Origin of the sequence: Streptomyces griseus subsp. griseus (genome assembly GCF_000720255.1) — a bacterium.
In the GTDB taxonomy this organism is placed as follows: Bacteria; Actinomycetota; Actinomycetes; order Streptomycetales; family Streptomycetaceae; genus Streptomyces; species Streptomyces griseus_I.
This window is the reverse complement of sequence record NZ_JOJE01000022.1, coordinates 70,328-86,089: the sequence shown is the minus strand read 5'-3', so window position 1 is coordinate 86,089 and position 15,762 is coordinate 70,328. Positions and strand designations below refer to the sequence as shown.

Sequence of the window (15,762 nt, the reverse complement as noted above, 5' to 3'; positions counted from 1 at the left end):
GCAGGTGCCCCGGGCACCGACGGAATGGTTCGTGGGCGGCGCCGGGTGCGACGGCGCCGCCCACCCGGGGACCCGCCTCGCGTTCGCGCTCCCCGCCGGCCTGCCCGACAACGAGCGGTCGGCGGATCTCCGGTTTCCCCTGCACGTGGCGATGAACCTCCGGACGCTCGGCCGGGGGCGCCGACGTCGCTCCGTACCTGATCCTGCTGTCGGCCTTCACCGTGCTGCTCGGCAGCCGCACCGACGAGCGCGAGCCGGTCATCGGCTCCCCGGTGGCGGGTCGGCCCCGGTCGGCCGAACTGCGAGGCGGCGTCTGCTTCTGCCGGAGTCCGACCCGGGCGGCTCCCGCTGCTCCGGACAGCGTTCAACCTGCTGTCAGCCGGGGTCACGGCGGCCCCGGCGATCGGTGCTCGCCGGGTGCGCACCCTGTGCGCACCGGCGCCGGCACCGCACGGTGCCCCTTCGGCCTCGTCAAGCGGGAGACCGGAAACGGCTTCTGCGGCCGGCAGGAGTACCGCACCGGCCTGTTCGCCCGGGGCAGCGCCGAGCGGACGGCCCGCCCCTACGAACGGCAGCGCGCGGAGAGCGCCGGGCAGCCCCACGCGGCCCTCACCGCACTGCGCGACCACGCCCGGGCGCCAGCTCCCGGGCTCGCCGCGACGACGACCCGTCCTCCGGAAGAACGGCTGGTGAGCCGCCGCAGGCCAAGGCTGTGCACCTCCGCCCGCCGGGCTGACCCCCGACCACCGTCACCGCCGCAGCACGTACGGGCCGAGTGTCCGTGCCGTACCAGAGTCACCGCCCGCCCGTCCGCACCGGGACGGGCGACACGGAAGAGGGAGATCGGGCCAGTGAGCAGCCACGAGGTCCAGGCAGCCGAGACGGATGTCGCGATCATCGGCATGGCCGGGCGTTTCCCCGGCGCCGACGACCTGGACTCCTTCTGGCGTCTGCTGAGAGAGGGCCGTGAGGGCATCACCCGCTTCGGCCGGGAGGAACTGGCGGAGGCAGGGGTGCCCCCTCGGCTGCTGGACGACCCGGCGTACGTGCCGGCCCACGGGACCATCCCGGACGTGGACCTGTTCGACACCGGGTACTTCGAGTTCACTCCGGCCGAGGCCGCGGTCACCGACCCGCAGCACCGGATCCTGCTGACGGCCGGTCACGCCGCGCTGGAGCACGCCGGCTACGACCCGGGCCGTTACGACGGGCTGATCAGCGTCTACGCCGGAGCGGCGGTCAACACCTACCTCCAGCAGCATGTCCTGCCCAACGTCGACCAGACCACCACCTCCCGCCACTTCGCGGTGATGGTCGGCAACGACAAGGACTACCTGGCCACCCGGCTCTCGTACAAGCTCGATCTCAAGGGCCCCAGCTACGCCGTCCAGACGGCCTGCTCCACGTCCCTCGTCGCCATCCACCTGGCCTGTCAGGGATTGATCAACGGCGAGTGCGACATGGCGCTGGCGGGCGGCGTCACCGTCAAGGTGCCGCAGGCGAAGGGGTACTTGTACGAGGAGGGCGCGATCCTGTCCGAGGACGGGTACGTGCGCACCTTCGACGCCGACGCCAGCGGCACCGTGTCCGGCAACGGCGTGGGGGTGGTGGTCCTGAAGCTCCTGCGGGACGCGATCGACGACCGGGACACCATCCACGCGGTCATCAAGGGCACGGCGACCAACAACGACGGCTCCGAAAAGGTCAGCTTCGCCGCACCCGGCGCTGCCGGGCAGAGTGCCGTCATCCGTGAGGCGCACACCGTCTCCGGAGTCGACCCGCGCTCCATCGGATATGTCGAGGCGCACGGCACCGCCACCCGGCTCGGTGACCCGGTCGAGGTCTCGGCGCTCACCAGGGCGTTCCAGGAGGCAACCGACGACACCGGGTTCTGCGCCATCGGCTCGGTGAAGTCCAACATCGGCCATCTTGACGCGGCGGCCGGTGTCGCGGGCGTGATCAAGACGGTGCTGATGTTGAAGCACCGGACGCTCGTGCCGACCGTCAACTACCGCACCCCCAACCCGGCCATCGACTTCGCGGCCGGCCCCTTCAAGGTCAGCACGGACACCGTGCCCTGGACGGCTCAGGGTCCGCTGCACGCGGGCGTCAGCTCCTTCGGCATCGGCGGCACCAACGCGCACGCCGTCCTTCAGGAGGCTCCGCCCGCCCGGGTCGACGGGGACTCGCGCCCGTCGCAGGTACTGGTGGTGTCCGCCCGTACCGCGACCGCGCTGGCGACGGCCGCCGCGAACCTGGCCGACCACCTCGACGGCGACGACCCGGTCGCCCTCGCCGATGTCGCCTACACACTGGCCGTGGGCCGCCGCGCCCACGAGTACCGCCTCGCCGTCACCGGGCCCGACGGCGCGGCCCTCGCCCGGGCCCTGCGAGAGGCCCCGGTCCCCGAGCGACCCGGCACCGGTGAGGTGTCGTTCGTCTTCGCCGAGGACGTACCGGACGCGGTGCGGCTGGCCGAGGAGTGGGGCGCCGCCGAGCCCGCCTTCACCGGGCACTACGAGGCCGCGCTCGCCGCCGGTGCCGGGCGACTGGACGAGCGGGGGCAGGCGTTCGCCGCGCAGTACGCGCTCGGCAAGCTCTGGATGGACTGGGGCATCACGCCGGTCGCGGTGCACGGTGACGGGCTCGCGGCCCGGCTCGCCGCCTGCGTCACCGGCGCGCTGCCGCTCACTGACGCGTTGACCGGCGAGGGCGAGACGCGGCCGACCCGTCGTTCGCGCATCCCGGTACGCGGCGCCCACGACGAAGTGCGCGGGGTCGCCCTCGGCGTGACCGACGGCCCCTGGGACGGGGTGGCACGCGCCTGGCAGGCGGGCGCGGGCATCGACTGGGCGGCCTGGTTCGAGCACGAGGAGCGTGGGCGCGTCCCCCTGCCGACGTATCCCTTCGAGGGCCGCCGCTGCTGGCTGACCGGCCCGGAAGCGGGTGGGGTCGCCGCCGCCCCCTCAGGACAGGTCACCGGACCGGACATCGCCGCCCTCTCCGGACAGGTCGCCGGCTCCGGCCCGCACCCCCTGCTGGACGAGAACGTCTCCACCCTGGACACCCTCGCCTACCGCAGCTCCCGCACCGGCGGCGAGTTCTACCTCGCCGACCACCGGGTCGGCACCGAGCCGGTCCTGCCCGCGGCCGGACAGCTCGAGTTGGTCCGAGCGGCGGGCGAACTCTCGCTCGGCGGACCGGTCCGGCTGAGCGGCGTCTCCTTCGAGCAGTTGTTGTCCTACGCTTCCGGGCCGCGCACCGCGCTGGTCCAGCTGTGGCGTGAGCGGGACACCGTCGGCTTCGAACTCACCGCCGGCGAGGAGGTGGTCACCGCCGGCGAGGTCCACTCCTCAGTTGCCGGGCGGCCCGCCCCGGTGGACCTGACGGCCGTCGCCGCCCGCTGCACCGAGCCGGTCGCCCACGCCGACTGCTACGACGCACTGCGCGCCCACGGTCTGGACTACGGCCCCCGGATGCGCGCCCTCGCCGAGGTCCGGCTGGGCGACGGGGAGGCCCTGGGCACTCTGGCCCTGCCGGACGGTGCCTCGCTCGACGGCGCGGTGCTCAACCCCGCTCTCCTGGACGGCGCCCTGCACGCCCTGGTCGTCCTGCTCGCCCGCGCCTACGGCGACACGGCCGACGGCTTTCTGCCCCTGGCTCTGGACGACCTCACGGTGCACGCCCCCGTCACCGGGCCGTGCCGGGTCCATGTGACGGCCGGCCGGCTGGGTGAGCGGACCGCCCACGCCGACCTGACCGTCGTGGACGCCCACGGGCAGGTGCTGGCCCGACTGGACGGCCTCGCCGTGCGCGTCCTCGGCGAGGGCACCGCGGGCGGTGCGGTCGGGGAGTCGGCCCTGCTGGTCCGCCGCTGGACCGACGCGCCCGCCGAGCACACCGGTGCCCCGGTCGGCACCACGGCGACCGTCGTCGCCGCCGACCCGGCCCGTGGCGAACAACTCGCCGGTCACCTCACCGCCCTGGGCATCGGCACGGTCGCCCGCGACCTCGACCGGAGCACCACTCCGGACGTCGTACTCGTCGACGAGCCGAGCCCCGAACAGGCGCTGCAGGTCGTCCGGACGCTTCTCGCCGCCCGTCCCACCGCGCCTGTCCGCGTCCTGCTGCTCCACCGTCACGACACCGACGGTCCCCGTCCCGAACGCACTGCCCTCGCCGCCTTCGCCCGCACCGTCCGGGCGGAGAACCCCCTCCTCGAGGTCCAGGCCGTCGGCCTCGCCGGGGAGGTGGCCGAGTCCGACGCGCTCGCCGTCGAACTGGCCTGCCATGGAGGGGACGTTGAGGTCGCCCATACCGACCAGGGCCGCCGGATGCGCGAGGTCCAGCCGGCCCCGGCTGCCGAACCGGTGCGGGTCCGCGACGGCGGTGTGTACGTCGTGACGGGCGGCGCGGGAGGGCTCGGCCGAGCCGTCGCCGAGTGGCTGCTCTCCCGCGCCGACACCCGCGTGGTGCTGCTGGGCCGCAGTCAACGACCCCCATCCGACCTGGACGAGCGCCTGGTCTACCGCAGTGTCGACGTGTCCGACCCGGAGGCCGTGACCACGGAACTCGCCTCTGTACGCGCGGAGTTCGGCTCCGTTCGCGGTGTCGTCCACGCGGCGGGAGTGCTGCGCGACGGCTTCGCCCTGACCAAGTCCGCCGAGGACTTCGCCGCCGTTCTGGCCCCGAAGGTGGCCGGTCTGCGCGCCCTGGACGCGGCCACCGCCGACGACCCGCTGGACTTCTTCGTCGCCTTCTCGTCCATCGCCGCCCACATCGGCAGCGCCGGACAGACCGACTACGCGTACGCCAACGCCTATCTGGAGGCCTACGCCGAGCGTCATGGCCGTATCACCGCGATCGCGTGGCCGATGTGGGCCGACGGCGGTATGCGTCAGAGTGCCGAGTCCGCCGCGGACATCGCCGCCCGTACCGGTTTCGGCGTCCTGCCCACCACGACCGGGCTCGCCCTGTTCGAGCGTGCCCTCGGCGGGTCCGGCGCGTTCGTCGCCGCCTACGGAGACGTCGCCAAGATCACCGCCGCGCTCGCCGCATCCGCCCCCCGAAGGGCCCGGCCGGCCGACCCCGCCGCCGTCGATGCCGTCGATGCCACCGGGGGCGACGCCCCCCGCACACGGGCCCTGCGGCTGCTGCGCGAACTGATCGCCGAGGAGACGGGACTGGACGCGGCCGAGCTGGCCGAGGACGACCCGTTCGACCGGTACGGCATCGACTCACTGATGATCGCCAAGCTCAACCGTGAACTGGACCGGCACTTCGAAGGGCTGTCCAAGACGTTGTTCTTCGAGTACGCCAGTCTGGGCGAACTCGCCGACTACTTCGCCGAGCACCACGCGGGTGAGCCGATCGGCGGTGACACGAGCGAAGCACCCGTGGCGAGCGTGGCCGTGGCCGGCAGGTCCCGTCCGGAGCGCACCGCCCGCCGCACCAGGCACACCACTCCCGTCGAGTCCGCCGTGGACGACGGCGCGATCGCCGTCATCGGCCTGGCCGGCCGTTACCCGGAAGCCGACGACCTCGAGGAGTTCTGGGCCAACCTGGCCGCCGGCAGCGACTGCGTCACCGAGATACCCGCCGACCGCTGGGACAGCACCCGCTGGTACGACCCCGATCCCGCGGCGCCCGGCCTCGCCCACACCCGGTGGGGCGGATTCCTGCGCGACGTCGACTGCTTCGACCCGCTCTTCTTCGGTATCTCCCCGCGCCAGGCGGAACTGATGGACCCCCAGGAGCGGCTGTTCCTGCAGAACGCCTGGCACGTCCTGGAGGACGCCGGCTACCGTCGCGGCGACCTGACCGGACGGCCCGTCGGTGTGTACGCCGGCGTGATGTACGGCGAGTACCAGTTCCACGGCGCCCTGGACGCCCTGCGCGGCGGCCGGCCGCTCACCGGCTCGTCCTTCGCCACCATCGCCAACCGGGTCAGCCACGCCCTGAACCTCTCCGGCCCGAGCATGGCGCTGGACACCATGTGCTCCTCCTCGCTCACCGCGATCCACCTGGCGTGCGAGAGCCTGCGCCGGGGCGAGAGCGAGCTGGCGATCGCCGGTGGCGTCAACGTGTCCGTCCACCCGTACAAGTTCGCCTTCCTCAGCCAGGGCCGCTTCCTGTCTTCCGACGGCCGCTGCCGGGCCTTCGGCGCGGGCGGTGACGGCTATGTGCCCGGCGAGGGCGTCGGCGCCGTCCTGCTCAAGCCCTACCGGCAGGCACTGGCGGACGGCGACCGCATCCACGGCGTGATCCTGGGCAGCGCGGTCAACCACGGCGCGAGGACCAACGGCTACAGCGTGCCCAACCCGCGCGCCCAGCAGGCGGCGATCACCGCCGCGATGGAACAGGCGGGCGTCACCTCGCGGGACATCGGCTACGTCGAGGCGCACGGCACGGGCACCGCTCTGGGCGACCCGATCGAGCTGACCGGCCTGACCCATGCCTACGGCCCGGACGGGGCCGCCACCCCCGGAACCTGGCCCATCGGCTCGGTCAAGTCCAACATCGGGCACCTGGAGTCCGCGGCCGGCATCGCCGGACTGACGAAGGCTCTGCTCCAGTTCCGGCACCGCACGCTGGTGCCCTCGCTCCACTCGGCCGAACTGAACCCCAACATCGACTTCGACCGCTCCCCCTTCCGCGTCCAGCGAGAACTGTCCGCCTGGCCCGAGGCGGACCGGCCGCGCCGCGCCGGACTCAGCTCCTTCGGCGCGGGCGGTGCCAACGCGCACCTGGTTCTTCAGGAGTCGCCGCGTCCCGAACCGGTCACCGACGTGCCGGCGGGTGAGCAGCGCGCGGAAGAGCCCGTGCTGTTCGTGTTGTCCGCCCGCGACGAGGAGCGTCTGCGGGCCTACGCCGACCGGGCCGCGCACTTCCTGACGACCGAACGGGTGCCGCTCACCGACCTGTGCTTCACCAGTCAGGTGGGCCGTGAGGCCCTCGACGCCCGGCTCGCGGTGGTGGTCACCGACGGCGCCGAACTCCGCACCGCCCTGCGCCGGTTCGCCGGGGGCGGGCCCGCCCCCGAGCTCGTCGGCGGCGGCCCGCTCAGCGAGATGGCCCGCCGCTGGCTCGGGGGCGCCGACGTGGACTGGGCCGCCTGGCACGCCGGCAGGCCCGGGCCCGCCCCGCGCCGGGTGCGCGCCCCGCAGTACCCCTTCGCCGCCGAGCGCTACTGGATCCCGCTCGACGCCGACCTGGGTACGGGCGCACCGCATCCGCTGGTCGACGCCAACGAGTCGACCGTCACCGAGCTCCGCTTCCGCAAGACGCTGCGCGCTCACGACCCGCTGCTGCGCGACCACGTGATCGAGGACCGGCCACTGCTCGCGGGCGCGGCGACCCTGGAGTTCGTCCGCGCCGCCGCCGCGCTCGCCGAGCCGGGCGTCGGGCACGCGCTGCGCGAGGTCGTGTGGGGCCGGGCCGTGGAACTCAGCCACGGCAAGCTGGAGTTGTACGTCTCCTTCCGCTCGGAGGGCATCGGCCTGGCCTTCGAGGTGTACAGCGGGGCAGGCGCCGCGCGCACCACCCACGCCCGGGGCACCGCTGTCCCGGCCCCCGCTGCCCCGCCGACGGCCGAGGACCTCGCCGTTCTGCGTGCCCGGCTGTCCGTCGTACGCGACGGGTCCACCGCCTACCGCGACTACGAGAGCGCCGGATTCGCCTACGGCCCCTCGTTCCAGGTCATCGACGAGATCCGGGTCGGCACCACCGAGGCGCTGGTCCGGCTGAGCGCCGAGTCGGCAACGGTCACAACCGGCACAATCGGTGTCGAGCTGCCGCCGGCGCTCCTCGACGGCGCCCTGCGGGCCTGCCACTGGACCGGCCGGTCCGCCGCACCGCGCCCCGGTGAGCTCGCTGTCCCCTTCAGCCTCGGTGCCCTGGACGTCTTCGCCCCGCTGCCCGGCGTCTGCCACGCACACGCCCGACTGACCGGCGAATCGGCGGGCGTGCGCCGCTTCGAGCTGACCGTGTACGACGACGAGGGCCGCGTACTGGCCACGGTGCGGGACTTCGCCGGGCGTACGCCGTCGGCGTCGAGCGCGTTGACGGCGTCGAGCGCGTTGACGGCGTCGAGCGCGTCGCCGCTTCGGACGACTGCGGCAACCGCACCGTCCGAACCGACGCCCGCCCGCGGCGAAGCACGCCTCTACGAGCCGTACTGGCGGCCCGTCGCCGACCCGGAGCCGGGCAGCGCCGCCAGGACTCTCGCCCTGCTCGGTCGTCACCCGGAACTGGAGGCCGAGCTGGTCGCGACCGGTGTGTGGTCACGCGTCGTCACCGTCGGCGAGGACACCGGAGCCCTCGCCTCCCTTGCCGGGGACGACGGACTCGACCTCGCCGCTGTCGCCGGACTCACCGACACCACGGCGGGCGGCACCTCACCGGCCGGCCTCCTCGACCGCGCCGGCCTCCCCGTGCTGGACGTGCTGGAAGCGGTCCGTTCCGGAACTGTGTCGGGCCGCGTCCGGTGCCTGGTGGTCCATCCGCAGGACGACGGCACGGACCGGCCCCAGTGGGCGGCCCTGGCCGGGTTCGCCCGCTCCACTGCGCCGACCGCGCCCCGCCTCGAACTGTTCACCCTGGGTGTCGACGTCGCGGCCCCGGTCGCGGAGGTCGCGCGGGCCGTGGCGGCCGAGCTGCGCGCCGCGCCCCGCGCCGCCGGTCTTGAGGTCCGCCGCACCGCCTCCGGGAAGCGGGAGGTGCGGTCGCTGCGCCCGCTCACCGAGGCGGCGATGGCGGCCCCGGCCGAACCGCCCCTGCGCCGGGGCGGCGCCTATGTCGTCACCGGCGGCACCGGCGCCCTCGGTCGTGTGCTCACCGAGCACCTGGCCCGCACCCACTCCGCCAAGCTGGTGCTGATCAGCCGCTCCGAGCCCGACGAGGGCGCCCGCGCGTGGCACCGCCGGCTCACCGGCCTGGGCGCCGAAGTGCTCGCCCTGCGCGCCGACGTGGCCCGCGCCGACGAGCTCGACGCGGCCCTGTCCGCCGCCCGGGTCCGGTTCGGCGCGCTGCACGGCGTGTTCCACCTGGCGGGTGTCGCCGACGGGGGCCGGGCGGTAGGGGACCATGAGCGGTTCGCCCGGCTGCTCGCCGCCAAGACGCACGGCCTGGTCAACCTGGACCGGCTGACCGGCGAGGACACCCTCGACCTCTTCGTGGTGTTCTCCTCCGTCGCCTCCTTCATCGGCGACTTCGGCGCGGCCGGCTACGCCACCGCCAACCGCTTCGCCGATCTCTTCACGGTGCTCAGGGACACCCGGGTGCAGCGGGGCGAGCGGCGCGGCCGCAGTCTCTCGCTGGCTTGGCCGCTCTGGGCGGTCGGCGGGGTCGACGGGCTGGTCCGGGAGGAGGAACTGGCCGCGTACACCCGCCGCAGCGGGATGCGGGCGCTGACCGCCGACCAGGGGCTGGACCTCTTCACGCGTTCCTTCGCCCCCGGCGCCTCCTGGCTCGTCCCCGCCTGGGGTGACCCTGCGGTCGTCGACGCGGCCCTTACGGACGCGCCCGCCACTCCCCTGGCCCCCGCGCCTACCCCTACCCCTACCCCTACCCCTGCCCCTACTGAGGCACCCGCCGTCTCCGCCCGCCGGGACCGGCTGGTGGAGCATCTGCGGGGCATCCTCGCGGGCGTGCTCAAGCTGCCCGTGGGACGCCTTGACAGCCGTGTCCCGCTGGACGGCTACGGCCTGGACTCCGTCCTGGTCATGGAGTCCAACTCGCTGCTCGGCAAGGACTTTCCGGGCCTGCGCGGCACGGTGTTCTTCGAGTACCGGACCGTGGACGACCTGGCCGACCACGTCCTCGCCGAACACGCCGACGCGGTGGCCCGCCTCTTCCCGGAGGAGCCCCGGCCGGAAGCGCGGTCCGAGCCCCCGTCCGAACCGCAGCCCGAGCCGGGGCCTGTTCCGCAGCAGAGGCCGGAGCCGGGCCCCGCGCCCACCCCGGCCCCGCACACGCCGCCCGCCCGTCCCGCCGCCGACGAGCCCATCGCCGTCATCGGGATCAGCGGTCGCTACCCCCAGGCCGACACCCTGGAGGAGTTCTGGCGCAACCTCGCCGAGGGCCGCGACTGCGTGACCGAGGTGCCCGCCGACCGCTGGGACGCCGACGCCCTGTTCGACGCGGACCCGGCGGCACCGGGCCGCAGCTACAGCCGCTGGGGCGGCTTCCTGTCGGACGTGGACTCCTTCGACTCGCTGTTCTTCCAGACAGCGCCCAAGCAGGCCCGCGCGATGGACCCGCAGGAGCGGCTCTTCCTCCAGACGGCCTGGTCGGCTCTGGAGAACGCCGGCTACCCGCCGTCAAGCATCCCCGCGCCCCGGTTCGGTGGCCAGGGCCACGACGCCGGTGTCTTCGTCGGCGTCATGTGGGACGACTACGCGATCCTCGGAGCCACGGAATCCGCGCGGGGCAACCACCAGGTGGTACTGGCCAACCGCTCCTCCATCGCCAACCAGGTCTCGTACTTCGGTGACTTCCGCGGCCCGAGCGTGGTGGTGGACACCGCCTGTTCCGCTTCCCTGGTGGCCCTGCACCAGGCATGCGAGAGCATCCGCCGCGGTGAGTGCGCGTACGCCGTGGCGGGCGGTGTGAACGTCGCCGTCCACCCCGACAAGTACGTGCACCTCAGCCGCAAGTCGATGCTGTCCGCCGACGGCCGCTGCCGGGCCTTCGGGGCGGGCGGCAGCGGCTATGTGCCCGGCGAGGGCGTCGGCGCGGTGGTGCTCAAGCGGCTGTCGGACGCCGTCCGCGACGGCGACACCGTGCACGCCGTGATCCGCGCGAGTGCGGTCAACCACGGCGGTCGTACGAGCGGTTACACGGTGCCCAATCCGCAGGCCCAACAGGCGCTGGTGGAACAGGCGCTGGACGCCGCGGGCATCGACGCCCGCACCATCGGCTGCGTCGAGGCGCACGGCACCGGGACCGCCCTGGGCGACCCGATCGAGCACACCGCGCTGGCGCAGGCCTTCGCGAAGGACACCGATGACACCGGGTTCTGCGCACTCGGCTCGGTGAAGTCCGCCATCGGCCACCTGGAGGGCGCCGCCGGTATCGCCGGGCTCACCAAGGCCGTCCTCCAACTGCGGCACGGCACCCTGGTACCCACGCTGCACGCCGAGGAACTCAACCCGGTCATCGACTTCGACCGTTCACCGTTCACCGTGCAGCGGGAGACGGCGCCCTGGCCCCGCACGTACGACGCCCACGGCCGCCCACTGCCGCGCCGTGCCGCCGTCAGTTCCTTCGGCGCGGGCGGCACCAACGCGCACGTCATCGTGGAGGAATACCTGGAGGCCGAGCCCCCGTCCGCCGGGTCACAGGCCCCGGAGCTGATCGTCCTCTCCGGCCGGGACGAGGACCGGCTGCGCGTGTACGCGGCCGACCTCGGACGTGCCCTGGCCGCCGCCCCGGCCGGCCTGCGCCTCACGGATGTCGCCCACACCCTGCGCGTGGGTCGCGAACCCCTCGCCGAGCGGCTGGCGTTCGTCGCCGCCGACCTCGCGGACGCGGCCGGCAAGCTCGCCGCCGTCGGACGCGGTGAGGGCGGCCAGTGGCTGCACCGGGGCCACGTCGAGCAACACCCGCCGCTGGCCGGCCTGCTGACCGAGGGGCCTGGCGCCGAGGACTTCCTGGCCGCCCAGATCGCCGCAGGCGCCGACGACCTCCTCGGTCGGCTGTGGGTCTCCGGCGTCACCGTCGACTGGGACCTGCTCGACCGCCTGCGCCCCGCCGGACGCCGCCGGGTGCCGCTGCCGACGTACCCGTTCGAGCGGGTCCGGCACTGGCTGGACACCACGCCGGCACCCGTGCAGGGAGCGACCCCCCGTTTGTGGCGGCGGGGGCTCACCGCGCACGAGCCGATGCTGCGCGACCACGTCGTGGACGGGCGGCCGATCCTCCCGGGCGTCGGGCACCTGGACCTCGTCGCCGAGGCGTGCGGCGGGCTGACCGGACGAGCCTGCACGGACGTCCGCTGGGTCGTCCCGCTGTCCGTGAGCGGGGACGAGGAACCTGTCGCCGTGGCCTTCGAGGGTGACCGGTACGAAGTCCGCGGCGCCGATGAGGCCGTACGCTCCTGCGGAAACCTCGCGAACGCCCCCGCCGCGCCCGCTCCCCTCGACGTGGCCGCGCTGCGCGCCCGCCTGGACGAGGGTCCCGACGAGGACGCCTTCTACCGGGCGCTGGCCGGTCAGGGGCTGCCGTACGGGCCGTACTTCCGACGGGTACGGCAGGTGTGGACCGGCGAGGACGAGGTGCTCGGCCGGATCGGCGAGGTTTCGCGCAGGGACCGGGCGCACGCCCTGCACCCGGGTGTCCTGGACGCCGCCCTGCACACCGTCGCCGCCCTGCTCTTCCGCCGCCGTCATGAACACGCCCGGCCGATGCTGCCGTTCGCGGCCGACCGGGTCGACGTCTTCGGGCCGGTCCCGGCGACCGGCTGGTCGTACGTCCGCCGGACCGGGACCGACCGCTACGAGGTGCTGCTCTGCGACGACGCCGGCGCGGCACGGGTGCGGTTCGAGGGACTTGCCTACCGGGAGGCCAAGCCCTCCGCCGTGGTCGTACACCGTCCGGTGTGGGCCGCCCGGCCCGCCGAGGGCCGGGCCGGAGCCGCCCGCCGGGTGCTCCTGGTCGGGGAACGGCTGGACGCCGAGCCCGCCACCGGTATCGCCCGCGCCCACCACGACGCGGACGTACGGCTGCTGCGGATCGCTCCGCCAGACGTCTTTGACGCCGAACTCGACCGCGCCCTTGCCGGATCCGACACGCCCGACCTCGTCTACTTCCTGGGTACGGCGCCGAGGCCCGAGCCACTGGACCGCGGCGATCTGCGTGCTCTGACCGACCGGGGCCCCGTCGCCCTGTACCGCCTGGTGCGGGCCCTGGACCGGCACGGCGCGCTCAAGCGCGACCTGCGCCTGAAAGTCGTCACCACGGATGTCCACCCGCTGGAGGCCGGCGACGACTCCTCCCCGTGGGCGGCCGGGCTCGCGGGCCTCGCGGCCGTCGCGGCCAAGGAGTACTCCACTCTGCGCGTGGCGCTGGTCGACGTGCGTTCGACGGAGGCCGACCGGGCCGCCGCCGCGATCGTGGCGGAGCCGTTCCCGGCCCGGCCGGTGCCGGTGTCGCTGCGGTCCGGCGTCCGTCGTGTGCGCACCCTGGAGCAGGTAGAACTGCCCGCCGCCGCGCCCCCGTTCCGCAGGGGTGGCGTCTACCTGGTCGTCGGCGGCCTCGGCGCGGTCGGCCGGGACACCTGCCGGCACCTGGCACGCGCCTACGGGGCGAAACTGGTCGTGGTCGGCCGCTCCCCGCTCGACGAGGCCCGGCGGCAGACGATCTCGGAACTCGAGAAGGCGGGCGCCGAGGTACGCCACCTCGTCCTGGACGCCACCGATCCGGCCGCGCTCACCGAGGCCGTCCGGCTCGCCGAGCGCGAGTTCGGCGCCCTGCACGGAGTGATCAACGCCGCGATGGTGCTGGTCAGCAAGGTGCTGCGGGAGCTGCCTGAGGCGGATCTGCGGGCCGCGCTGGAGTCCAAGACCGACTCCGCCTGGAGCCTGCTGCACGCCGTGCGCGACGTGCCGCTGGACTTCGCGCTCTTCTACTCCTCCGGCGTGGTCTTCGAGGGCAACCACGGCCAGGCGGGCTACGCGGCCGGCTGCGCCTTCGCCGACACCTACGCCCTGCACGCCGCCCGCGCCCTGCCCTTCCCGGTACGGGTGCTCAACCTCGGCTACTGGCACGCGGGCGGTGACCCGGAGCGCGAGCGGGTGCTGCGGCGTTTCGAGACCGCGGGCATCCGCGCGCTGACCGCCGAGCAGGGCATGACCGTCGTCGAGCGGACCCTCGCCGCCGGGCTGCCCCAGGTGTTCACCCTGGACGCCGACCGACCCGTCCTGGACAACCTCGGCATCGACCCGGGTCGCGCCCTGAGGGTGCTCCCCGGTGACGTGTCCGGCCCGGTGCCCGAGGTCTGCTTCCCGGACCCGCCCGCCCCCGACCACGAGTTGGTCGCGCACCAGCGCGCGGCCGCCGAGGTGGAGCGACTGGCGGAGGCCCTGTTGGCGTCGGTGCTGCACCGGGCAGGCCTGTTCGGCGCGGGCGAGGCCTCCCGGGAGGAACTCGCCGCCCGGCTGTGCGTGGTGCCCGAGCACGCCTCGCTGTTCCAGGCCCAGCTCGACATTCTCATGGAGGCGGGCCGGCTGACGGCCACGGACGGCGGCCGCGTCCGCCCGACGGGCCGTACGGTCGAGTCCGAGGCCGAACTCCTCTCCCACTTGGATGAGTTGGCGCAACGTCATCCCGGCCTCGCGCCGGTCGTCACGCTCCTGGGTGACTGCTTGACCGCGCTTCCCGACGTGCTCACCGGCCGCCGCCCCGCCATGGAGGTCCTCTTCCCCGACGGCTCCGCCGAGCGCGTGGCAGCCGTCTACCGGGGCGACCCGGTCACCGACCGCTGCAACGCCGAGGTGGCGCGACTCGTGGTCGAGCAGGTCCGGGCCCGCCGGGCCGCCGACCCCGCGACCGTGGTGCGGATCCTGGAGGTCGGCGCCGGAACGGGCGGTACGACGGCGGCCGTGCTGGACGCGCTCGCCCCTTACGGAGACTCGGTCGAATACGTCTTCACCGACATCTCGCAGGCCTTCGTCCGCAAGGCCAGGAGCCGGTTCGGCGCGCAGTACCCCTTCGCCCGCTTCGAGGTGCTGGACATCGAGGCCGACCCGGCCGGACAGGGCCTCACGCCCGGCGCCCACGACGTGGTGCTCGGCACCAACGTCCTGCACGCCACCCGGCGGTTGTCCGACGCGCTGGCCCGGGTCAAGTGGCTGCTGCGGCGGGGCGGGGCACTGCTGCTCGTGGAGGGCACCCGGGTCCAACACCGGCTGGCGCTGATCTTCGGCCTGACGGCCGGCTGGTGGCTGTTCGCCGACCCCGAGCAGCGCTTGCCCCGTTCCCCGCTGGCGAGTGAGCGGCAGTGGCGGGACGTCCTGGCGACGTGCGGCTTCACGGACATCAGCGCCGCCGCGCCGACGACTCGGGCCGGAGCGGCCTTCCAGAGCGTCATCGCCGCCGTCAGCGACGGCGTGGTGCCCCTCGCCGGGTCTGCACGGCCCAAGGGTCCGGCGGCCGGGCGGGTCCCGGTTCCGGCCCCGGACCGGGTTCCGAACTCGGGCCGGGCCCCGGTTCCCGCGTCGGCTCATGACGTGGCCCCCGACTCCGCGGTGTCCGCGGACGACGTGCTTCACCAGGTGACGGCAGTCTTCGCCCGGGTCCTGGAGATGACCCCCGACCAACTCGATCCCGACCTCACCTTCGAGAACTACGGCGTGGACTCGCTGGTCGTCCTGGAGCTGACCCGGGCCCTGGAGTCGGTGTACGGACCGCAGCCGGCGACGCTCCTGTTCGAGCGGATCACCATCCGGCAACTGGCCGGGCACTTCCGTACCCGGCCTGCCACGCCCACCAGCGAACCCGTCCCCGCCCCTGCCTCTGCCTCTGCCTCTGCCTCTGCCCCTGCCCCTGCCCCTGCCCCTGCCCCTGCCCCTGCCAGCGAACCCGCCCCCGATCCCGCAGAGCAGCAACCCGCCCCGGCCGACGACGCGGAGCGCCTGGTCGCGGCCCTGTCCGACGCAGCCGTCGATGAACTGCTGGCCGAACTGCTCTCCCGACACGGGGAGTCCGAAGGAGGCGGACGATGACCACCGAGCCGTTCAGCGGCCGGTACCGGCCCCGGGACAC

1 protein-coding gene is annotated in these 15,762 nt (G+C 74.1%); it reads left to right on the top strand.

What is annotated here, in order from left to right; all coding sequences use genetic code 11:
- Positions 1-851: 851 nt before the first annotated feature.
- Positions 852-15,722: an SDR family NAD(P)-dependent oxidoreductase gene (locus IG99_RS27265; protein WP_037678078.1), complete on the top strand. Its 14,871-nt coding sequence runs from the start codon at positions 852-854 to the stop codon at positions 15,720-15,722.
- Positions 15,723-15,762 lie beyond the last annotated feature (40 nt).